Origin of the sequence: Streptomyces araujoniae, from assembly GCF_050871195.1 — a bacterium.
Classification (GTDB): Bacteria; Actinomycetota; Actinomycetes; order Streptomycetales; family Streptomycetaceae; genus Streptomyces; species Streptomyces bacillaris.
Genome location: NZ_CP194070.1, coordinates 1,933,815 through 1,955,065 on the forward strand (window position 1 = coordinate 1,933,815; position 21,251 = coordinate 1,955,065).

The window sequence follows — 21,251 nt, forward strand, 5'->3', positions numbered from 1 at the left end:
CGTGACGGACGGGCCCGGTACGGCGGACAGCCGTACCGGGCCCGCCTGTTGCGGGCCGCCGCTCCCCTACTCCCGCTTCAGGCCCAGCACTTCGGCCGCCGCGAAGGTCTCGCCCCGGGGGCGGTCCGCGTAGTACGGGGTGAGCAGTCCGTCCAGCTCGGCGTAGGTGAACGTCTCCTTCGCCGCGTCGAACCTGGCCGCCACCCTGGGGCGTTCGACGATCGCGACCATGCCTCCGTGCACGACGAGCAGCTGTCCGTTGACCCCGGCCGCGGCGGGCGATGCGAGGTAGCCGACGAGCGGGGAGACGTGTTCGGGGGCGAGGGCGTCGAGGGTGCCGTCGGCCGGTTCCTGGAAGCCCGCGAAGACGTCCTCGGTCATCCGGGTGCGGGCGCGCGGGCAGATGGCGTTGGCGGTGACGCCGTACTTGGCGAGGGCGAGGGCGGTGGAGGTGGTGAGGCCGACGATGCCGCCCTTGGCCGCCGCGTAGTTGGGCTGTCCCGCCGAGCCCGCGAGGTACGCCTCGGACGAGGTGTTGACGATCCGCCCGTGGACCGGGCCGCCGGTCTCCTTGGAGCGGGCGCGCCAGTGGGCGGCGGCGAAGCGGGTGGTGTTGTAGTGGCCCTTGAGGTGGACGCGGATGACGGCGTCCCACTCGTCCTCGGTCATGGAGAAGATCATCCGGTCGCGGAGGATGCCCGCGTTGTTGACCAGGATGTCCAGCGTGCCGTACGTGCGGATCGCCGACTCGACGAGTTCGCGGGCCTGTTCGTGGTCGGACACGTCTCCGAGGTGGGCCGTGGCCCGGCCGCCCGCCGCGCGGATCTCGGCGGCGACCTCCTCGGCGGGCGCGGCGGACGCCTCGCCCGAGCCGTCGCGGCCGGGCTGTCCGTAGTCGTTGACGACGACGGCGGCGCCGAGCCGGGCCAGTTCCAGGGCCTCGGCCCGGCCGAGGCCGCGGCCGGCGCCGGTGACGATCGCGCAGAGCCCGTCCAGCGGGCGGGGAAGTGACATCGCGCTCCTCGACTTCGTCGGTCGGGTGGCCGGTTCAGAGCTGGATGCAGGTACGCAGCGCCTCGCCGGTCCTCATCTGGTCCAGGGCGTCGTTGACCTCCTCCAGCCGGACCCGGTGGGTGATCATCGACTCCAGGTCGATCCGGCCCGCCCGCCAGAGCGCGATGGCCCGTTCGTAGGAGCGCAGCACGTCCCCGCCGCCGTACATCGAGGGGAGGATGCGCTTCTCGTCGAAGAACAGCTCGAACATGTTGACCTGGAAGTGGTCGTCCATGGCCCCGGCGCCGACGACGCAGAGGGTGCCGCCGCGGCGGGTGTGCTCGTAGGCGGTGCGGGCGGTGGCGGACTTGCCGACGACCTCGAAGACGTAGTCGAAGCCCTCGCCGCCGGTGATGCGCTGCTTGGCGTCGGCCAGTCCGTCCGGGGCGACGGCCTCGGTGGCGCCGAAGCGGAGGGCGGCCTCGCGGCGGGAGGCGACCGGGTCGACGGCGACGATCCGGGCGGCTCCCTGGACCCGGGCGCCCTGGATCGTGGAGATGCCGACGCCCCCGCAGCCGATCACGGCGACGGACGAACCGGCCTCCACCTGGGCCGTGTTGATGGCCGCGCCGAGGCCGGTGGTGACCCCGCAGCCGATCAGGGCGGCGATCTCGAACGGTACGTCGTCGGGGATCGGCACCGCGCAGCTCGCGCCGACGACGACCTCCTCGGTGAAGGTGCCGGTGCCCGCGAAGCCGAAGACGTCGCCGCCGGGGCGCTTGAAGTTGGGGGTGCCCGCGTTCAGGAAGCCCGCCAGGCAGAGCTGGGTCTGGCCGCGCCTGCAGGAGGGGCAGGCCCCGCAGGCGGGCAGCCAGCAGACGAGGACCCGGTCGCCCGCGTTCAGGCCGGTCACCCCGTCGCCGACGTCGAGGACCTCGCCCGCGCCCTCGTGGCCGGGGATGAAGGGGGCGGGCTGCGGGAGGACACCGTTCATCGCGGAGACGTCGGAGTGGCAGAGCCCGGTGGCGCGGATGCGGAGCCTGACCTTTCCGGGGCCGAACCCCACCGCCTCGACGTCGTCGAGGACTTCCAGCTTCTCCTGGCCTGTCTCGTGCAGTACGGCTGCGCGCATGGGTACGGCTCCCCTCGAATCGGCTGCCGGAACGGGTGCTGCTGGGGTCGGGGTGCGGTTCAGGAGTGTTCGACGAGCGTGTCCGCGAGGACCGGGGCGTCGTCCCGTCCGGCGGCGGTCACCGCCACCTGGACGCGCCCGTCCGCGACCCGCCACATCCGGATGCGGAGGGTCTCGCCGGGGAGGACCACTCCGGCGAAGCGGGTGCGGTAGGCGGCGATCCGGGAGACGTCGCCGTCCAGCAGGGTGTCGGTGACGGCCTTGAGGACCATGCCGTACGTGCACAGCCCGTGCAGGATCGGCCGGTCGAAGCCGGCGAGCTTGGCGAAGGCCGGGTCGGCGTGGAGCGGGTTCCAGTCCCCGGAGAGGCGGTAGAGCAGCGCCTGGTCCTCGCGGATCGGGCGTTCGACGGTGCGGTCGGGGGCCCGGTCGGGCGGGGCGAGGCGGTCGGAGGGCCCGCGCTCGCCGCCGAACCCGCCCTCTCCCCGTACGAAGATCTGCGCGTCGTTGGTCCAGAGCGGTCCCTCGTCGCCGTGCGCCTCGGTGCGCAGCACGATGACGGCGGCCTTGCCCTTGTCGTGGACCGCCACGACCTTCGAGGTCTGCACGGCCCGGCCGGTGACGGGGATCGGGCGGTGGACGCGGACGGACTGGCCGCCGTGCAGGACGGCGGCGAGGTCCACGCCGATCCCGTCGGCGCCCATCCCCCCGAAGGCGGCCGTCCCGGCGCCCGCGACGGTGGCGAAGCTCGGCAGCACCTGGAGCCGGGACTCCAGGGTGTAGCGCAGCTCGTCCGGGTCGGTGGCGGGGATCCCCGCGCCGAGGCCCAGGTGGTAGAGCTGGACGTCCTTGTGGTTCCAGGCGATCTCGGCTCGGCGGGGGGCTGCGGCGAGGGCCGCTCGGACATCGATGGGCATGGCGAAGCCGCTCCTTGACGGGGGAGACCGACGGTGGAAGACCTCGGTGCGGCCTGTCCGCACCGCCGACCGCACCGAGGCCGCGCGGGGACCGGCAGGGCGCGCCCTTCTAGAACGCGTTCTAGCCGATGGCCCATGTATAACGCAGCCCCCGGGAGTTGGGAAGAGCGCTGACGCCATGTCAGATTCGGCGGTTCACACCCGCTCCTGCGTCTGCGCCCGCGCCTGTGCCGCCGTGGCCGGCTCCGCCGCCGCTTCCTCCCGTACGCGGGACGTGCGGTGGTTCGGCAGCCAGGCCAGCATCACCACTACGCCCACCAGCAGCACCCCGCACGCGGTGCGGAACGCCGAGGCGTATCCGGCGGTGACCTCCGCCGGGTCCGCCGAACCCGCCGTGCGGGCGGCGGCGACCGTGGAGAGCACCGCGAGGCCGAGCGCGCCGCCCATGGTGCGGGAGGTGTTGACCAGACCGGAGACGAGCCCGGCGTCCCCGGGGGCCGCGCCGGAGGTGGCGAGGGTGGCCAGCGGGGTGGAGGCGAGGCCCGCCCCGGCCATCATCAGGATGCCGGGGAACATGATCGCGGTGAGGTAGGAGCCGTGGACGCCCATGGCGGACTGCCAGCCGAACCCGGCGGCGGTGATCAGCACCCCGGCGACGGCGAGGGCCTTGGGGCCCGTGCGCACCATGATCCGGGGCGCGACCTTGGAGCCGATGATCACGGCGGCGGAGGTCGGCATCAGGGCGAGACCGGCCTGCAACGGCGTGTAGCCCAGCACGTTCTGGGCGTAGACGGTCATGAAGTACCACATGGCGAAGGTCGCGGACCCCATGAGGAACATCGCCGTGTTGGCCGAGGATACGGCCCGTACGCCGAAGACCCGCAGCGGGACCAGCGGCACCGCCGTCCGCGCCTCGACCAGGACGAACGCGCCCAGCAGCACCGCTCCGGCCACCAGCGGGACCAGGGTGGCGGCGGCCGTCCAGCCCACGGCCTCGGTCTGGACGATCCCGTACGCGACGGTGGCGAGGCCCGCGGTGACCAGGACGGCCCCCAGCAGGTCGATGCGGCGGCGGTCGCCCGCCCGGCCCTCGGTGATCCAGAGGGCGGCGGCGACCAGGACGAGCGCCCCGACGGGGACGTTGATGAGGAGGACCCAGCGCCAGGAGAGGGCGTCGGTGAGGACCCCGCCGATGAGCCCGCCGGCCGCGCCGCCGCCCGCGCCGACCGCCATCCAGGTCGCTATCGCCTTGGTCCGGGCGGGCCCCTCGGGGACGGCTGCGGTCAGGATGGTGAGGGTGGCGGGGGCCAGGACGGCGGCCCCGAGGCCCTGCGCGGCCCGGGCGGCGAGGAGCTGCCACCCCTCCTGGGCGAGGCCGCCCGCGAGGGAGGCGGCGGTGAAGACCCCGAGTCCGACGAGGAACATCCGCTTCCGGCCGTAGATGTCGGCGGCGCGCCCGCCCAGCAGCATGAACCCGGCGAACGCGATCGAGTAGGCGTTGACGACCCACTGGAGCGCACTGTGGCTGAGCCCCAGGTCGGCCCGCATGGAGGGCAGGGCCACGTTGACCACGGAGACGTCGAGGACGACGAGGAACTGGCCCGTGCAGGCGGCGAGGACGACGGCCCAGGCGCCGGTGGGTATCCGGGAGGCGCGCGGCGGGACGGGGGCGGGGGCGGTGGCGTCGGACATGAGGGTCATGGTCGCAGGTGGCGGGCGGTCCGTACATCGGGCAGGAGACCCAGGTCTCGGGCCCGGAGCCCCCGACCATGGACGTCGGTCCCGGGGTCCGGGCCACAGCCGTGGATCCCGGGCCACAGCTGTCGATCCTGGGGCCCGGACCACGGACCTCCACCCCGGGGCCCGGACCACAGCCGTCGGCCCCGGACCACAGCCGTGGCCCCTGGGCCTCGGACCACGGACGTCCATCCCGGGGCCCGGACCACAGCCGTCGGCCCCGGACCACAGCCGTGGCCCCTGGGCCTCGGACCACGGACGTCCATCCCGGGGCCCGGACCACGGACGTCAGCGCCGGGCCCCGGACCACGGACACCGGCCCGGGAACCCGGAACCTCGGACGTCGATCCCGGGCGGCGGCGCGGCACATCCCCCATATCGCCACATAAGCACCATAGTGGTGCGCTATGAGTACGGAGAACGCCCCACCTCCCCCCGGCCACTCCCCCCACGACCCGGCGGAATCCGACGCCGCCCCCGCCCCGGGGACGGACTCCTCACCGGACCGCGTGGTGGTGGCGATCGGGGCGTTGGGCATCATCGGGATCGTGCTCTGGGCGGCCTTCGGGAAGCACTCCTTCGAGAGCGCGTCGGACGCGGCCCTGCCCTGGGTGCTCTCCAACTTCGCCTGGCTCTTCGTCATCGCGGCCGACGTCTTCCTGGTGCTGTGCCTCATGATCGCTTTCAGCCGCTTCGGCACCATCCGGCTGAGCAGGGACGACTCCCCTCCGGAGTTCTCGAACTTCTCCTGGATCGCGATGATGTTCAGCGCCGGCATGGGGATCGGGCTGATCTTCTACGGCGTCGGGGAGCCGGTGGCGCACTACTTGAGCCCGCCGCCCTCCAGCGGTGCGGAACCGCAGACGGCCGGGGCGGCCAGCGCCGCCATGGAGTACTCCTTCTTCCACTGGACCCTCACCCCCTGGGCGATCTACGGGATCGTGGGCCTGGCGCTGGGGTACGCGAGCTTCCGCCAGGGCCGGGGCAACCGGTTGAGCGCCGTGTTCGTCCCCCTCATCGGCGCGCGCCGGGCCAACGGCGTCTTCGGCAAGGTCCTGGACCTGCTCGCCGTCTTCGCCACCGTCTTCGGCACCGCGACGAGCCTGGGGCTCGGCGCTCTGCAGATCGCCATCGGGCTCGATCTGACGGCCGGTCTCGACCAGAGCACCGGCGTCCAGCTGGTGATCATCGGCGTGCTCAGCGCGGCCTTCGTGATCTCCGCCTTCACCGGCCTGCACGGTGGCGTGAAATGGCTCAGCTCGATCAACCTCGTCATCGCCGCGGCCCTCATGGTCTTCGTCTTCGTCGCGGGTCCGACCGTCTACCTCATGGATGTGCTGCCGTCGTCGGTCGGCGGCTACCTGGACCAGCTCCTCCCCATGGCCTCGCGCACCGGCGCCTTCGGCGGCGAGAGCTGGCTGGGGATGTGGACGATCTTCTACTGGGCCTGGTGGCTGTCCTGGGCCCCCTTCGTCGGCACCTTCATCGCCCGTATCTCCAAGGGCCGCACGATCCGCGAGTTCCTCCTCGCCGTCCTGCTGGTGCCGAGCGGTGCGACCGCCCTGTGGTTCGTGGTGCTCGGCGGCACCGGTATCCGCCTCGCCGAGACCGGGGTGGTCGACATGGCCGAGAAGGCGGAGGAAGGGACGGAGGCGACCCTGTTCGCGATGCTCGACGCCCTGCCGCTCAGCACGGTGACGGCCTGGGTCGCGATGATCCTGATCATGATGTACTTCGTCACGAGCGCGGACTCCGCGTCCCTGGTCATGGGGTCGCTGACCAGCCGGGGCGCCCTGCACCCCAGGCGCTGGCTCGTCGTCACCTGGGGGCTGCTCATGGCGGCGGTCGCGGCGGCCCTGCTGGTGGCCGGCGGACTGGAGTCGCTCCAGAGCGCGACGATCCTGGTGGCGCTGCCCTTCGTCGTGGTGATGCTCTTCCTGTGCTGGTCCCTGCTGCGGGAGCTGCGCGTCGACCCCGGCGGCGGACCCAAGCGGAGCGAGGGGCTGCACGGCATGCGCGACGCCGTACGCGTCATGGTCGGCGAGGAGATGGGCAACCCCCCGACCTCCCGCCACCACCGGCTGCGCCGCGCCGCCGCGGCCCGTGCGAACGACGGCGAGGAGGACCGGGACACCCGGAGCTGACGCCGGCGCGGCGCGGTTCAGCCGCGCCGCAGCAGCGTCACCACCGCCGCCCCGCCCAGCCCGATGTTGTGGGCGAGCCCCGTGCGGGCGCCCGGGACCTGGCGCGGGCCCGCCTCGCCGCGCAACTGCCAGGTCAGCTCGGCGACCTGGGCGATGCCGGTGGCGCCCAGCGGGTGCCCCTTGGAGATCAGCCCGCCCGACGGGTTCACCACCCACCGCCCGCCGTACGTCGTCGCCCCGGACTCCACGAGCTTGCCGGACTCCCCCTCGCCGCAGAGGCCGAGCGCCTCGTAGGTGAGCAGTTCGTTGACGGAGAAGCAGTCGTGCAGCTCGATCACGTCGAGATCGCCGGGGCCCAGGCCGGAGGCCGCGTAGACCTGCCGGGCCGCCGCCCTCGACATCGGGGTGCCGACCGCGTCGAGGCAGGTGCCGGAGGCGAAGGAGGCCTCGGTGTCGGTGGTCATCGCCTGGGCCGCGATCTCCACCGCCCGCTCCCCCAGCCCGTGCCGCTCCACGAACCGCTCGGAGACGACCACGGCCGCCGCCGCGCCGTCGGAGGTGGGTGAGCACTGGAGCTTGGTCAGGGGGTCGTGGACGGTGCGGGCGGCGAGGACCTCCTCCACCGTGTACGGGTCCTGGAACTGGGCGTAGGGGTTGTTCACCGAGTGCCGGTGGTTCTTGGCGCCGACGGCCGCGAGCTGCGCGGGCGTGGTCCCGTACCGCTCCATGTGCTCGCGGGCCGCGTTGCCGAAGATCTGGGCGGTGGGCGGGGCGTCGGTGAAGCCGTGGGCGGCGGCCATGATCCCGTAGTGGCGGGCGACGGGCGAGGCCGCGAAGTCTCTCCCGGAGCCCCCGGAGCGGCCCAGCGGGCCGCGGGCCATCTTCTCGAAGCCGACGGCCAGGACGCAGTCGCTCCCGCCGCCCGCCACGAACTGGCGGGCCAGCATCAGGGCGGTGGAGCCGGTGGCGCAGTTGTTGTTGACGTTGTAGACGGGGACGCCGGTGAGCCCCAGTCCGTAGACGGCCCGCTGTCCGGCGGTGGAGGGCTGGAAGCAGTAGCCGACGGGTACCTGTTCGACCTGGTCGTAGCGGACCCCCGCGTCCTCCAGCGCCGCGGTGCCCGCCTCGCGGACCATGTCCCCGTAACCCCAGTCGCGGGTCTCGGGCTTCTCGAACCTGGTCATGCCGACGCCGGCGATGTAGGCCTTCATCATTCCGAGCCTCTCTGCGTTGCTGTGGTCAGTCCCGGGGCAGGCCGAGGATGCGCTCGGCCACGACGTTCAGCTGGATCTGGGTGGTGCCGCCCGCGATGGTCAGGCAGCGGGACATCAGGAAGCCGTGCAGCGCCCGTTCCCCCGCCTCCGGTTCGGCCACCGCCCCGTCCGGGCCGAGGAGTTCGAGGGTGAGTTCGGCGACCTTCTGCTGGTGGGCGGTCTGGACGAGCTTGCGTACCGAGGCCCCGGCGCCCGGTTCGAGGCCGGAGACCTGCCGGAGCGTGGTGCGCAGGCCGATGCAGGCGAGGGCGTGGGCCTCGGCGGCGAGGGCGCCGATCCGGGCGCGGGTCGCGTCGTCGGTCTCCGCCGAGCGGGCGATCAGCGCTTCGAGGCCGGTGTCGAAGGTCAACTGGTCGGCCATGTGGACGCGTTCGTTGCCGAGCGTGTTGCGGGCGACGCGCCAGCCGCCGCCGACCTCGCCCACGACGGCGTCGGGCGGGAGGAGCACGTCGTCGAAGTGGACCTCGTTGAAGAGGGATTCGCCGGTGATCTCCCGCAGCGGGCGGATGCCGATGCCCCGGGCCCGTTCCATGTCGACCAGGAAGTAGGTGAGCCCCCGGTGCTTGGGCGCGTCGGGGTCGGTGCGGGCCAGCAGGATGCCGTGGTCGGCGGTGCGGGCGGCGCTCGTCCAGACCTTCTGCCCGGTGATCCGCCAGCCCTCCCCGGTCCGTACGGCACGGGTGCGCAGCGCGGCCAGGTCGGAGCCGGCGTCGGGTTCGGAGAAGAGCTGGCACCACTGGAGGTCGCCGCGCAGGGTGGCGGGGAGATAGCGCTCGCGCTGCGCCTCGGTGCCGTACGCGATCAGGGACGGCACCACCCAGGTGGCGACGGAGAGGTCGCTCAGCCGGATGGACTGCTCGGCCAGCTCCTGCTGGATCGCCAGTTGCTGTACGGGGCCCGCGCCCAGTCCGTACGGGGGCGGGAGGTGCGGGGCCGCGTAGCCGGTGGGGGCGAGGGCGCGGCGGGCCTCGCGGGGCGGCAGGCCGCGGGCGGCGGCGAGGTGGGGGCGGGCCTCGGCACGGTGGCGGGCGGCCTCGGGCGGGAGTTCCAGGGCGAGTTCGCGGCGGGCACCGGCAGCGGCGAGGCGGACGGCGCGCAGCCGGTGGGCGTCGGCGGTCCCGAGGAGCTGGCGGGCGAGGACGGCCCGGCGCAGCCAGAGGTGGGCGTCGTGCTCCCAGGTGAAGCCGGTGCCGCCGAGGATCTGGATGGTGTCCTTGGCGCAGGTGTAGGCGGCCTCCGGCGCGGTGGCGGCGGCGAGGGCCGCGGTGAGCGCACGCGCCCGGTCCCCGGTCTCCTCGTCGGCGGCGCGGGCGGCGTCCCAGGTGAGGGCGCGGGCCTGTTCGAGGCGGACGAGCATGTCGGCGCAGAGGTGCTTGACCGCCTGGAACGCGCCGATGGGCCGCCCGAACTGCTCGCGTACGCGGGCGTGCTGGACGGCCGTGCGCAGACAGCGGGCGGCGGTGCCGCAGGCGTCGGCGGAGAGGAGGACGGCGGCCAGGTCGCGGACGAGGGCGGAGGCGAGGGGCAGGGTCCGGTGGGCCGGTACGGGCACGGCGTCGGCCCGCACCTGTGCCGTGGGCCGGGTCGGGTCGACGCTGCGGTGCGGGCGCACGGTGAGCCCTGCCGACCCCGCGTCCACCAGGAACCAGCGCTCGCCGGTGGGGGTGGCGGCGGGGAGGAGCAGCAGGTCGGCGGCGTCGGCGGAGAGGACGGGCGGGGCGGTGCCGTCGAGGCGGTGGCCGGTCGCGGTGGGGGTGGCGGTGAGGGTGCCGGGGGTGAGGGCGAGGGCGGCGGTGCGTTCTCCGGCGGCGATGGCCCGGAGCGGGTCGCCGGCCGCGGGGCCGGGGGTGCGGGCCAGCACCGCGCCCACCAGGACGGTCGCGAGGTACGGGCCGGGCAGCGCGCCGTGGGCCCCCTCCTCCAGGACCACCGCGAGGTCCAGGATCCCGCCGCCCCCGCCCCCGTACTCCTCGGGCAGCTGGATGCCGGTCAGCCCCTGTGCGGCGAGGGCCGTCCAGTATGCGGGGCGCGCGCCGGGTGCGGCCGGGGCCGGTGTGTCGAGGAGCGCGCGGGCCTCGCCGGGCGGGACGGTCCGGGCGAGCCACCCGCGTACGGAGCGGGCGAGTGCGCGGTGCTCCTCGGTGATGCCGACGCCGGTTCCCGTACCGGTCGCCGTACCGCTGTCCGTGCCGATGCCCATGGGTTCCCCGCCGGTCGCAGCCACTGGAACGGCGCAAGAGTAGAACACGTTTCACTGAGACGGAACCCACGGGCCGGTGCGGGACCGGTGTGCTTCAGCAGGCGGGCGCGGCGCTCAGGCGCAGGTTCTCCACGCGGTGCGTGCCGCGCGCGAGCGGGCAGGAGCAGACCTGCGCGGCGTACGGGCACCGGTTGTCGTGGATGGTCATCTCCCCGGCTAAGGAGTTCCCGCCGCGTGGGTGGCCGTCGCGGGCGAAGGCGAGGCGCATCAGGGGCGGGATACGGAGGACGTGGCTGCCGTTCTGCACCACGGGGGTGAGCACGCGGTGGGCCGTCAGCAGCTCCACCGAGTGCTCGATCGAGGGCACCGACCGGTGCAGGACATGGGCGAGGTCGGTGACGGTGACGTCGGCGTCGCCCGCGCTGCTGATCTCCGCCAGCACCTCCCGGGCGGCGTACGGCAGCCGGTCGGCGGCCCCGACCAGATAGCCGCGGACGTCCAGGTGCGGGCTGCTCAGCTCCTCCAGGCGGCCGCCCTCGTCCTTCAGCCGGGCGGCGAAGTCCGCGAGGCTGCGGCCGGGCCAGGCGGTGATCCGGCTGCCGATGGCGCGGATGGCGGTGGGCATCCCCTCGCACCCGGCCACGATCGCGGCCGCGGCCTCGGGTTCCCGGGCCGTCCGGTCGGCGCCGGCCACCCGGGCCAGCAGCCGCCGCCCGTCGGCCTCGGGCAGCAGCCCCACCTCCACGGAGGTCACCGCGCCGGGCAGGCCGATCATCCGCCAGCGGGAGGTGACGATGACCGCGTTGTCCACGCCCGCGGGCAGCAGGGGCAGCACCTCGTCACGGCCCGCCGCGTCGTCCAGCAGCAGGAGGAAGCGGCGGCCGGCCGCCCAGCTGCGGAACATCCGGGCCAGGTCGTCGGTCCGCTCCGGCAGGGAGCGCCGGTCGTGGCCGACGGCGGCCAGCAGCTCCTTGAGCGTCTCGGCCGGGGGCTGGGCCGTGCCGTCCTCCATGTGCAGGCTGGCCTTGAGCTGCCCGTCGGGGAAGTCCTTGCGCAGCCGGTGGGCCACCTGGAGCGCGATCTGGGTCTTGCCCATGCCGGGCGCCCCGGTCACCGTCACGATCCGGACCCCCGGGACGGGTCCGGTCTCGCGCACGGCGCGCTCGATGCGCTCCAGCTCGTCCCGGCGGCCGACGAAGTCGCCGATGGCCGGGGGCAGCTGGAAGGGGGCCCCGGCGGCTCCGGTGCGGGCGGGGGCGTGGGTCTGCTCGTCGTGTCCGGCGAGCACCCGCTCCTGGAGTTCCCGCAGCCGGGTGGAGGGCTCCAGGCCCAGCTGCTCGGCCATGGCCCGGCGCAGCCTGGCGTAGGCGGAGAGGGCCTCGCCCCGCTGGCCGCAGCGCTTGGCGGCCGTCATGAGCTGGGCGCAGAACTCCTCGTGCAGGGGGTACTGGTGGGTCAGGTCCCGGATCTCCTCCAGCAGGGACTGGTTGCCGCCGAGGGCCAGGTCCGCCGCGATGCGCTGCTCCAGCGCCTGGATCTTGAGCCGTTCCAGCCGGGCGGTCTGGGCGGCCAGCAGGGGCCCGGCCTCGACGTCCTCCATCGGCGCGCCGCGCCACAGCTCCAGGCCGCGGCGCAGGAGTGCGGCACCCTCGCTCGCCCGGCCCCGGGCGAGCGCCTCGCGCCCCTCGCGCAGCAGGTTCTGGAACTCCCGTACGTCCAGCCGGCAGTCCTGGAGCGGGAGCCGGTAGCCGTGCGGGTGGGTCTCCACCAGCTCCTGGCTCTGGCCGGACTCTTCGTCGCAGAGGGTCTTGCGGAGCTGGTAGATGTAGGTCTGCACGGTCTTGCGCGCCTTCTTGGGCGGCTCCTCGCCCCACAGCTCGTCGATCAGCAGCTCCATGGGGACGACACGGTCCGCATGGGCGAGCAGCAGGGCCAGAACCCGGCGGGCCATGGGCGCGCTGGGTGTCCGCAGCTCACCGTTCACGCGTATTTCCATCGGTCCGAGCAGGGCAAAGTGCGGCATTACGACGTCCTTACCTGTGGTTTGGCTCCGGTCGCGCACGACGAGCAGTCCGCCACGGACCCGTGTCCGCGCCGGTTGTTCTGTCCTCAGGTGGTTCTGTCCCGCGGGTGGCCCGCCCCAGGCCGTCCCTGTCCCCGGAATGGGGGATCACCCCTCGGCTATGGACGGACAGAATTCTCGTGCACAGGGGCCACTTCCCGATCATGAGACCGCAGAGAGTCCGAAATGGAATGTTGAGTGGCTGGAAGCGACGTTTTCACTCGTTGTGGTCACGCCAAGTACGGACCTTTCGGCGGGCCGGCCGGTCCCCTGACCGGCCGGCCGTACACCGGGGAGGGGTCAGTCCTCGTCACCGATCGCCAGGGTGTGGCGGAAGACGCCGAGCGCGTCCCACCGGGCCTTGACCGCGCGCAGCCGGTCGGCGTTGCCCTGGTAGTAGAGCTGCTGCCAGGGAACCTCCGAGGTGTTCCACCGGGGATCGGCCGCGTCCACGTCCGGGAAGTTGATGTAGCAGCCGTCGTACCTCTCCCCCGGCACCGGGACCCCGCCGGTCTTGGCGTGCAGGTCCCGGAAGAGCCGGCGCATCCAGTCGACGTTGGCGTCGTCCAGCTCCGGGTTCTGCCAGGTGTTCATGAAGAAGGCCCCCATGACCGCACCGCGCTGGGCGGAGGCGGTGGCGTCGGGCGCCACCGCGTTGATCCGGCCGCCGTGGGACTGGAGCGCCACCAGGCTGCTGTCGTTGCGGTGGTCCTCGCTGTCCAGGTAGTCGTGGAGGGTGTCGATCTGGTCGTCGGCGTAACCGGTGCGCAGGAACGCCCACTTGATCTTCTGCCGGCCGATCTCCGCGTCCTGGGCCGCGGCGAGGGCCTTCTTCGCCTCCAGCCAGGGCAGGGTCTCGGTGGGCAGCACGACCGGGAAGTCGCCGAGCCCCTCGGTGAGCGCCGCGACGTAGTCGCCCAGCAGCCGCTCGGCGTCGGGCACGGCGGCGTCCAGGTGGACGAAGCCCACCGCCCCCATGCCGGCGTCGCCCGTGCGCGGGCGGCCGAACATGACGAGACCGGCGAAGAGGGAGTCGTACGGGGAGCCGGGCGCGCCGTTGGCCTCGTGCCAGCGGGCGAAGTTGCCCGTCAGGGTGCGCAGGGCCGTCCGGTCCAGGGACTCCCGGTCGAACAGGACGGTGCCCGTCAGTACGGAGGCGGGGGGCCGGGGCAGCGCCTCGCGGGGGTCGTCGCCCGTGGCGTCGGGGGAACGGAACCAGTAGCGGGTGACGATGCCGAAGTTGCCGCCGCCACCGCCCGTGTGGGCCCACCACAGGTCGTGGTGCGGGTCCTCCGGGTCGCGGGTGGCCACCACCGCGCGGACCTCGCCGGAGGGGTCGGCCACGACGACCTCCACGGCCAGCAGGTGGTCCACGGCCAGGCCCTCGCGGCGGCTGAGGGAGCCGAAGCCGCCGCCCGCCGCGTGACCGCCCAGTCCGACGGTGGCGCTGTCACCGGCGGGGAGGGCGACGCCCCATCCCTCGTACAGCGCCCGGTACAGCTCGGCCGTACGGACACCGGGTCCGACGGCGAAGGCCCCGCGCTCGGGGTCGAAGGAGACCTCGCGCATCTCGCCCAGGTCGATGACGACCTGGACGGAGGGGTCGCCCACCACGTTCTCGTAGCCGTGGCCGCCGCTGCGGACGGCTATGCGCTTGCCCTCCCAGACCGCCTCGCGCACCGCGTCCACGACCTGCTCGGTGGTGGTGACGACCTGGAACTTCTCCGGCTCGGCGGTGAAGCGCTTGTTCAGGCCCCGTACGGACAGTGCCTCGTAGGCCTCGTCTCCGGGGCGGACCACGCCTGCGACAGGGACGGTGTTCTCGGTCATGCCGTTCCTCGGTTCGATGGTTGGGGGCGCCGCCGGACCGGCCGGGTGGCGGCGTCCGCGGGCGCACGGAGGGGCCCTGGGGTGAAGGGGGCAGGGTGGGGAAGCCCGTCCCCCGTGCGCGGGGGACGTCCACGGGGGACGGGCGGTTTCGGGGAGCGGCCGCCGCTACGGGGCGGCGGGCTCGGCCGTGGTGGCGCGGCGGGAGCCGCCGACCACGAACAGGGCGGCGAAGGCCAGTGCGGCACCGATCCACAGGACGCTCGTGGCGCCGATGCCGTCGACGGCGAAGCCGCCGAAGAGCGCGCCGAGCGCGATGGAGAGGTTGAACGCGGAGACGTACAGGGAGGTCGCCGCCTCGGTGGCCTCCGGCGCCGCGTCCATGATCCAGCTCTGGAAGGTGACCGGCACCGCGCCGTAGCCCAGGCCCCACAGGACCAGGATGGCTCCGGCGGTGAAGATGTTGGTGTCGACGACCGCGAGGATCACCATGCCGGCGGTGAGGACCACCGAGATGCCCATGACGGTCTTCCGGAGGCTCTTGGTGATGAGGGCCCCGGCGATGAAGTTGCCGCAGATCCCGGCGACGCCGAAGGTCAGCAGCAGCGCGCCGATCGAACCGGCCCGGATCCCGTCCTCCTGGAGGATCGGCCGGACGAAGGTGTAGGCCAGGAAGTGGCCGGTGATGACCAGGAAGGTCAGGGCGATGCCGATCCGGACCCCGGCGTTGGTCTTGAAGACCTTCGGCAGGGCGGAGAAGGAGATGCTCTGCTCGGCCGGGATCTTCGGCATCAGGAAGAGCATGCAGGCCAGCGAGACCAGGCCGAGGACGCCCACGGCGCCGAAGGCCGTACGCCAGCTGCTCATGTCACCGATGAACGTACCCAGCGGCACGCCGAGCACGGACGCGGTCTCCACCCCGCCGAAGATGACGGCGGTGGCGCGGGCGACATGCTTGGCGGGCACCAGGCGCAGGGCGATACCGCCCGCGATGGACCAGAAGCCACCGACGCTGATGCCGATCAGGAACCGGGCGATCAGGACCACGGTGAAGCTGGTGGCGAAGGCGGAGGCCAGGTTGGCGGCGCCCATCAGGCCGATCAGGACCACCAGGACGATCCGGCGGTCGATGCGCCCGGTGGCCACGGTGACCAGGGGCGCGGAGACGGCGGCGACCAGGCCGGGCACGGTCACCATCAGGCCCGCGGTGCCCTCGGAGACGTCCAGGGCGGTACCCACGGGGGTGAGCAGCCCCACGGGGAGCAGCTCGGAGGTCATCAGGGAGAAGATGCCGAGGGTGACCGCCAGTACGGCGAGCCAACCCTTGACGGAGGAACGCCCGGTGTCGGCTGGGACCCCGGACTCGACGGTGGTCATGGCTGGTCAGCCCTTCGTCGGTGAATGGTGGACGGCATGGCGCGGGCGGTGGCCGACGGACAGGGAGGCGGCCACCGCCCGCGGGACTCTGTCGGTTACTCGGTACCGGGCGTCTTGCGGGTGGCGACGTTCATCCGGTTCCAGGTGTTGACCGTGAAGATGAGCGCGATCAGCTGGGCCAGCTCCTTCTCCTCGAAGTGCTTGGCGGCCTCCGCGTAGACGTCGTCCGAAACGCCCTCGGGCAGGACGGTGATGGCCTCGGTCAGGGCCAGGGCGGCGCGCTCGGCCTCGGTGTAGAGGCTGGACTCCTCCCAGGCGGAGAGCTGGTAGATGCGCTCCTCCGACTCACCGGCCTTGCGGGCGTCGGACGTGTGGTAGTCGATGCAGTACGCACAGCGGTTGATCTGCGAGGCGCGGATCTGCACCAGCTCCAGCAGAACGGGGTCGATGCCTTCGCGGGCGGCGGCGTCGAGGGCGAGAACGGCCTTGAAGACCTTGGGGGCGACGGTGGTGAAGTTCATGCGCTGAGGCACCTGGTAAGTGGTCATGCATTGACCGTAAGCGCGGAAACGACCCCAGGTATGGTGCATTCTCATGGCAGAAACGTGGGTCAATACTCCCGGCGACACCCCGACCGATGCCCCTCCCGACACCCCGGCCGATACCCCTCGCGACACTCCGGGCGATACCCCGACCGGCACCGCTCCGGACACCCCGGGCGATACCCCGACCGGCACCGCTCCCGGCACTCCGCCCGGCACCTCGCCCGGCACCGACTTCCACCTCGAACTCTCCGGTGAGGGAAGCCTGCGGGCCCAGCTCATGCACGCGTTACAGGAGGCCATCCGCTCCGGCCGGCTGGCGCCCGGCACCCGGCTGCCGCCCTACCGCAGCCTCGCCGGCGACCTGGGCATCGCCCGCAACACCGTCGCCGCCGCCTACGCCGAGCTGGTCGAGGAGGGGTGGCTCACCGCCCGGCAGGGCTCGGGCACCCGGGTCGCCCGGCGCACCACCCCGCTCCACCCGGACCTGGAGCGCCGGCCGCAGCGGCGGATGCGCCGGCGGCTGGTGCACGACCTGATGCCCAGCTCCCCCGACGCGGCCGCCTTCCCGCGCGCCGCCTGGGTCACCTCGGTGCGCTCGGCCGTCGCCGCCGCGCCCAACGACGCCTTCGGGGTGGGCGATCCGCGCGGCCGGGTGGAGCTGCGCGAGACGCTGGCGGAGTATCTGGCACGGGCCCGGGGCGTGCGGACCGAACCCGACCGGATCGTCGTCTGCTCCGGCTTCGCGCACGCCCTGGAACTGCTGGGCGGGGTGCTGAAGGGCACCGTCGCGGTGGAGTCGTACGGACTCGACTTCCACCGGGGCATCCTCCACGAGGCGGGGCTGCGCACCGCGCCCCTGACGGTCGACTCGTCCGGGGCCCGGATCGACGAACTCCCGGGCACCGGCGCCGGAACGGTGCTGCTCACCCCGGCCCACCAGTTCCCCACCGGCGGGCCCCTGCACCCGGACCGGCGGACGGCGGTCGTCGACTGGGCCCGGTCGCACGGCGGGGTGCTGGTGGAGGACGACTACGACGGGGAGTTCCGCTACGACCGGCAGCCGGTCGGTGCCGTGCAGGGGCTGGACCCCGACCGGGTCGTCTACATCGGCTCGACCAGCAAGAGCCTCTCCCCCGCGCTGCGGCTGGGGTGGATGGTGCTGCCGGGGTGGCTCGTCGACGACGTGCTCGCGGTCAAGGGCCCCCGGGAGATGTGGTCCGGCGTCCTCGACCAGCTCACCCTGGCCGACTTCATCGCACGCGGCGCCTACGACCGGCACCTGCGCCAGATGCGGCTGCACTACCGGCGCCGCCGCGACCAGCTGGCCCGCATGATCGCCGAGCGGGCCCCGCACATCAAGGTCAGCGGGGTCGCGGCCGGGCTGCACGCGGTGCTCGAACTCCCGGACAACACCGAGGAGTTGGCTCTGCACGCGGCACGGCGGCAGGGGCTGGCCCTGGACGGCCTGCACGCCTACCGCCACCCCGACAGCACGGTGCCGCAGCGCGACGGCCTGGTCATCGGTTACGGAACCCCGCCCGACCACGCCTTCGCGGCGGCCCTGGACGCGCTGTGCCTGGCTCTGCCCGATCCGCCGCAGGACGAACCGGTGCCACGCCGCGTCCGGGGCCGCCGCGGGGGCCGGCCTCCGGAGTGAGGGTGCGGGCCGGCCCGGCAGCCACCCGGACCGGCCCCCGAGGGCCCGGGGGCGGTGGTCCGTGTGGCGGGTCTGTGAGCGGTCCCGTGGGGCGGGGCAGGCCGGAAACGGACACCAGGCCCCCCGGACCGGCCCCGAGGCGGGCGGACCGGGCCCCGGGCCCGGTCCGCCCCACGGGCGCCTCAGCCGTCGCCCTCCCCCGTGATCCCGAGGGCGAGTTCGGCCTCCAGGCGGTCCAGGTCCGCCAGGTGGCCGTGGGCGGCGATGTGGCCGTCCGGGCGGATCAGGTGGTAGCCGGGGGCGGTGCAGAGCCCGTGGCCCGCGAGCGGTTTCGGCGCCGGGGCGAGGACCCGCAGCCCCGGCCGCCCCGCCGTCAGGGCGCGTTCCGCGCGCGGCGCCCAGAGGGCGTCCCCGGCGGGCGGGCGCAGCACCAGCGTCCAGGCCGCCGGGTCCGCGTCCGGGCCCGCCGTGCCGAGGGCTAGGGCGAGGGGGCGCGGGAAGACCGAGCCCGGTCCGACGGCCCCCGGCCGCCGGTTCCGTGCCCGGCAACGCCGGTCGGAGGGCTGCTGGGTGGCCCGCTCGGGGGTGTAGGCGAGCCGCCGCCCGGCCATGACCGGGGCGTAGAGCGCGGCGGCCGCCCCGGAGCGGTCCAGCAGCCGGAACGCGGTGTCGCGGACGGCCGCCCGCCGGGCGGTGCGGGCGGTCAGGGCGCGGGTGTGCAGATCGGTGTCCCGGACGATCCGGCGGGTGGCCTCGGCGCGCTCGGTGCCGTAGCTGTCCAGCAGCGGGAGCGGCGAGCGCCCCTGGAGCACCGCCGCCAGCTTCCAGGAGAGGTTCTGCGCGTCCTGGAGGCCGTTGTTCATGCCCTGGCCGCCCGCCGGGCTGTGCACGTGTGCGGCGTCACCGGCCAGGAAGACCCGGCCGCGCCGGAAGTCCGTGGCCCGCCGGGCGTGGACCCGGAAGACGGTCTCCCAGACGGGTTCGGTGATCCGTACGCCGTGCGGCCCCCGGGTGTCGATGATCTGCTGCATGGCCTCGCGGGACATCTCGCCGCCGTCGGGCATCACCGAGAGGAAGCGGAACACCCCCCGCGGCTGGGGGACGACCACCAGGGTGCCGTTGGTGGTCTGGTAGTAGGAGATCTCGTCCGGGGGCAGACGGCCCTCGATGTACGTGTCGACGAGCGCGAAGGCCATCTCGTACGTGGAGCCCTCGAAGCCGATCCCGAGCTGTCCCCGCACCGCGCTGCCCGCCCCGTCCGCGCCGACGACGAAGGGCACGGTGAACCGCTCCACCCCGCCGCCGTCCTCGTGTTCGAGGACGGCGGTCACGGTGCCGCCGGGCTCGATCCGCCCGGAGAAGTCCACGTCGTCCAGGCAGAGCAGCCGCACCCCGCGCTCGATCTTGCCGCCCAGGGCGTGCAGCCGCTCGGTGAGGATGCGCTCGGTCTCGTACTGCGGGAGCTGACGGGCCGCCAGTTCCTCGGTGAAGGTGAGGGAGGCGACCGGACGGCGGTCGGAGAAGTAGCGGAAGGCCCGGACGGGCACCGAGGTGTCCTGCACCTCGTCGCCCACCCCGAGGTCCGCCAGGATGTCCCGCACCCGCGGCCAGAGCGAGAGCGCCTTGGGTACTCCGGTCGGTTCCCGGGCCCGGTCGACGATCCGGACCCGTACGCCGCGGCGCAGCAGCTCGCACGCGGTGAGCAGTCCGGTGGGGCCGCCCCCGACGACCAGGACGTCGGCGTCACCGACAGCCATCTCGGTCCCTCCTCCCTCTGTCGCCGGTCCGTCCGCGGTCAGGACGACTGCCCGATGGCGAGGGCGCGCAGGCGCGCCGCGAGTTCGATGCGCTGGACCTTCATCGTGGCGGTGCGGGGCAGCTCGGTGATCTTCATCTGTACGGGCTCCGCCAGCTGCGGCCACCGGGTGGTGGCGTCCTTCCAGCGGTCCCGGTCCAGCGGCCGGTCGTCGCGGGTGGAGAGGACGGGGACCGCCTCGCCCAACGGGCCGGGCACGACGACGAGTTCGGTCAGCTCGTCGAGCCGGCCGAGCACGACGTCCTCGATCTCCAGGGTGGAGTGGATGCCCGGGATGGAGTCCACCTCGCGGTCCAGGAGGTGGAGGCAGCCCTCCTCGGTGCGGTAGCCGAGGTCCATGCCCCGCCACCAGCCGCCGTGCACCTGGGTGTCGTACCGCTCGCGCTCACCGAAGTAGCCGAGGGCCCGGCCGGCGGCCTGGACGTCGATGTAGCCGGGGTTGTCCCGGGTGACCTCCTTGCCGTTCCGGCTGATCAGCTTGAACTTGGTGTCGCCCGGGAAGGCGTAGCCCTGGCAGCGGCCGTCGGCGCCGAGCGCGGTCTTGCGGGTGAAGCCGCGGCCGACCAGCGGGCCGGTCTCGCTCTGCCCGTAGATCTGGTAGAAGAGCGGCGAGCTGCGCTCGCTGGCGTGCAGCAGCTTGTGCATGGTGCTCGGGTGGATCGCGTCGAAGGTGGTGGAGAAGTACTTCACCGAGGCCAGCGGCTTGAGCGGGTGGTCGGCCAGCTCCTCCCACTCCATGAAGGAGTTGGGGTGGGACTCGATGAAGCCGGGGCGCGTCGCGGCCCACAGCTCGGCGGCCTTCTGCGGGTCCGCGTCGTTCATCACGACCATCTTGTGGCCCCGGGGCAGCAGCACGGCGAGCGCCAGCGGCATCCGCGAGTGCACGTAGGAGACGTGGAGCGCCACGGTCTCGTGCTCGCGGATCATGTCGAAGAGCTTGGCCTGCGGGCGGTAGCGGCCGTGCAGGGTGCGGGCGGAGTGGACCACCAGCTTGGGCAGGCCGGTGGTGCCGGAGGTGTGTGTCATCAGCGCGGGCAGGTCCGCGTGGAGCACGACCGGCTCCTGGCGGGGCGAGCCGGCCAGGTCCGCCAGCGAGATCGCGCCGGGGTGCGAACCGGCCACGACGATCACCTCGTTGGTGATCTCGCCCAGCGGGGCCCCGGCGAACGGACCCTCCAGCTTCGCCGTGTCGGTGACCAGGAACGGGGCGCCGAGGCGGCGGAGCAGTTCGAGGACGCTCTCGGCGTTCAGCGCGGGCGAGAGCTGGACCGGGACGGCGCCGAGCCGGGCGACGGCGCTGGAGACGATGTTGATGTCGAAGCCGTTGGACTTGTGGATGGCCACGTGCTGGCTCTGGCGGACGCCCGCCGCGTACAGCCGGGCCGCCGTGTCGTCGATGTACTCGGCGAGCTGGGTGTAGGTGATCTCGCGCCCGGCCTCGGGGAAGAGGGCCAGGTCGTGGTCGAGGATGATGAGCTGGTCGCCGTGCTGGGCCGCGGCCCGTTCGGCCACGAGGCCCATGTAGAGACCCTTGTCGCTGGACTGCGAGGGAAGCATCGCTGGAACTCCT

The 21,251-nt window shown here is 73.5% G+C and carries 14 protein-coding genes; 2 read left to right on the plus strand and 12 right to left on the minus strand.

What is annotated here, in order from left to right:
* Positions 1–66: 66 nt before the first annotated feature.
* The 4 genes from ACQ9ZG_RS08265 to ACQ9ZG_RS08280 all read right to left on the minus strand — a co-directional run bounded on the left by ACQ9ZG_RS08265 (position 67) and on the right by ACQ9ZG_RS08280 (position 4,743).
* Positions 67–1,014, minus strand: coding sequence for a 3-oxoacyl-ACP reductase (locus ACQ9ZG_RS08265; protein ID WP_499280195.1), 948 nt, complete (start codon positions 1,012–1,014; stop codon positions 67–69).
* 34 nt (positions 1,015–1,048) lie between these two features.
* Complete coding sequence (locus tag ACQ9ZG_RS08270; RefSeq protein ID WP_109915992.1) at positions 1,049–2,125, minus strand: Zn-dependent alcohol dehydrogenase; 1,077 nt, start codon at positions 2,123–2,125, stop codon at positions 1,049–1,051.
* A 59-nt stretch (positions 2,126–2,184) separates the two neighbouring features.
* Entirely contained in the window at positions 2,185–3,042 is an 858-nt protein-coding gene (gene chsH3 / locus ACQ9ZG_RS08275; protein WP_109915994.1) for an enoyl-CoA hydratase ChsH3, read from the minus strand.
* Between the two features lie 195 nt (positions 3,043–3,237).
* Complete coding sequence (locus ACQ9ZG_RS08280; protein WP_181398274.1) at positions 3,238–4,743, minus strand: DHA2 family efflux MFS transporter permease subunit; 1,506 nt, start codon at positions 4,741–4,743, stop codon at positions 3,238–3,240.
* Between the two features lie 443 nt (positions 4,744–5,186).
* On the opposite strand from ACQ9ZG_RS08280, the gene ACQ9ZG_RS08285 reads away from it, so the two are divergent.
* On the plus strand, positions 5,187–6,923 hold the full coding sequence (locus tag ACQ9ZG_RS08285; protein WP_109915996.1) for a BCCT family transporter: 1,737 nt from the start codon (positions 5,187–5,189) through the stop codon (positions 6,921–6,923).
* A gap of 17 nt (positions 6,924–6,940) precedes the next feature.
* On the opposite strand, the gene ACQ9ZG_RS08290 is transcribed toward ACQ9ZG_RS08285, so the two are convergent.
* The 6 genes from ACQ9ZG_RS08290 to ACQ9ZG_RS08315 all read right to left on the minus strand — a co-directional run bounded on the left by ACQ9ZG_RS08290 (position 6,941) and on the right by ACQ9ZG_RS08315 (position 16,211).
* Complete coding sequence (locus tag ACQ9ZG_RS08290; RefSeq protein ID WP_109914025.1) at positions 6,941–8,134, minus strand: lipid-transfer protein; 1,194 nt, start codon at positions 8,132–8,134, stop codon at positions 6,941–6,943.
* A 28-nt stretch (positions 8,135–8,162) separates the two neighbouring features.
* Complete coding sequence (locus ACQ9ZG_RS08295; RefSeq protein ID WP_499280198.1) at positions 8,163–10,397, minus strand: acyl-CoA dehydrogenase family protein; 2,235 nt, start codon at positions 10,395–10,397, stop codon at positions 8,163–8,165.
* 94 nt (positions 10,398–10,491) lie between these two features.
* A complete protein-coding gene (locus ACQ9ZG_RS08300; RefSeq protein ID WP_499280199.1) occupies positions 10,492–12,381 on the minus strand; it encodes an AfsR/SARP family transcriptional regulator in 1,890 nt (629 codons plus the stop codon).
* A gap of 378 nt (positions 12,382–12,759) precedes the next feature.
* A complete protein-coding gene (locus tag ACQ9ZG_RS08305) occupies positions 12,760–14,289 on the minus strand; it encodes an FAD-binding oxidoreductase (protein WP_109916124.1) in 1,530 nt (509 codons plus the stop codon).
* A gap of 165 nt (positions 14,290–14,454) precedes the next feature.
* Positions 14,455–15,663 carry an MFS transporter gene (locus ACQ9ZG_RS08310; RefSeq protein ID WP_109916125.1) on the minus strand — a complete coding sequence of 403 codons (1,209 nt, stop codon included), beginning with the start codon at positions 15,661–15,663 and terminating at the stop codon, positions 14,455–14,457.
* A gap of 95 nt (positions 15,664–15,758) precedes the next feature.
* Positions 15,759–16,211: a carboxymuconolactone decarboxylase family protein gene (locus ACQ9ZG_RS08315; protein ID WP_028415452.1), complete on the minus strand. Its 453-nt coding sequence runs from the start codon at positions 16,209–16,211 to the stop codon at positions 15,759–15,761.
* Positions 16,212–16,257: 46 nt separating this feature from the next.
* On the opposite strand from ACQ9ZG_RS08315, the gene pdxR reads away from it, so the two are divergent.
* Complete coding sequence (gene pdxR / locus ACQ9ZG_RS08320) at positions 16,258–17,865, plus strand: MocR-like pyridoxine biosynthesis transcription factor PdxR (protein WP_499280201.1); 1,608 nt, start codon at positions 16,258–16,260, stop codon at positions 17,863–17,865.
* 182 nt (positions 17,866–18,047) lie between these two features.
* Here pdxR and ACQ9ZG_RS08325 read toward each other — a convergent pair whose 3' ends face one another.
* Both ACQ9ZG_RS08325 and ACQ9ZG_RS08330 read right to left on the minus strand, forming a co-directional pair.
* Positions 18,048–19,622 (minus strand): FAD-dependent monooxygenase, encoded by a 1,575-nt coding sequence (locus ACQ9ZG_RS08325; protein WP_499280202.1) that lies wholly within the window; start codon positions 19,620–19,622, stop codon positions 18,048–18,050.
* A gap of 38 nt (positions 19,623–19,660) precedes the next feature.
* Positions 19,661–21,238: a class I adenylate-forming enzyme family protein gene (locus ACQ9ZG_RS08330; protein ID WP_028415449.1), complete on the minus strand. Its 1,578-nt coding sequence runs from the start codon at positions 21,236–21,238 to the stop codon at positions 19,661–19,663.
* Between the last annotated feature and the right edge of the window lie 13 nt (positions 21,239–21,251).

Coding starts and splice junctions, on each gene's coding strand:
- ACQ9ZG_RS08265 (WP_499280195.1), bottom strand. CDS start 1,014: ATGTCACTTCCCCGCCCGCTGGACGGGCTCTGCGCGATCGTCACCGGC.
- ACQ9ZG_RS08270 (WP_109915992.1), bottom strand. CDS start 2,125: ATGCGCGCAGCCGTACTGCACGAGACAGGCCAGGAGAAGCTGGAAGTC.
- chsH3 (WP_109915994.1), bottom strand. CDS start 3,042: ATGCCCATCGATGTCCGAGCGGCCCTCGCCGCAGCCCCCCGCCGAGCC.
- ACQ9ZG_RS08280 (WP_181398274.1), bottom strand. CDS start 4,743: ATGACCCTCATGTCCGACGCCACCGCCCCCGCCCCCGTCCCGCCGCGC.
- ACQ9ZG_RS08285 (WP_109915996.1), top strand. CDS start 5,187: ATGAGTACGGAGAACGCCCCACCTCCCCCCGGCCACTCCCCCCACGAC.
- ACQ9ZG_RS08290 (WP_109914025.1), bottom strand. CDS start 8,134: ATGAAGGCCTACATCGCCGGCGTCGGCATGACCAGGTTCGAGAAGCCC.
- ACQ9ZG_RS08295 (WP_499280198.1), bottom strand. CDS start 10,397: ATGGGCATCGGCACGGACAGCGGTACGGCGACCGGTACGGGAACCGGC.
- ACQ9ZG_RS08305 (WP_109916124.1), bottom strand. CDS start 14,289: ATGACCGAGAACACCGTCCCTGTCGCAGGCGTGGTCCGCCCCGGAGAC.
- ACQ9ZG_RS08310 (WP_109916125.1), bottom strand. CDS start 15,663: ATGACCACCGTCGAGTCCGGGGTCCCAGCCGACACCGGGCGTTCCTCC.
- ACQ9ZG_RS08315 (WP_028415452.1), bottom strand. CDS start 16,211: ATGACCACTTACCAGGTGCCTCAGCGCATGAACTTCACCACCGTCGCC.
- pdxR (WP_499280201.1), top strand. CDS start 16,258: ATGGCAGAAACGTGGGTCAATACTCCCGGCGACACCCCGACCGATGCC.
- ACQ9ZG_RS08325 (WP_499280202.1), bottom strand. CDS start 19,622: ATGGCTGTCGGTGACGCCGACGTCCTGGTCGTCGGGGGCGGCCCCACC.
- ACQ9ZG_RS08330 (WP_028415449.1), bottom strand. CDS start 21,238: ATGCTTCCCTCGCAGTCCAGCGACAAGGGTCTCTACATGGGCCTCGTG.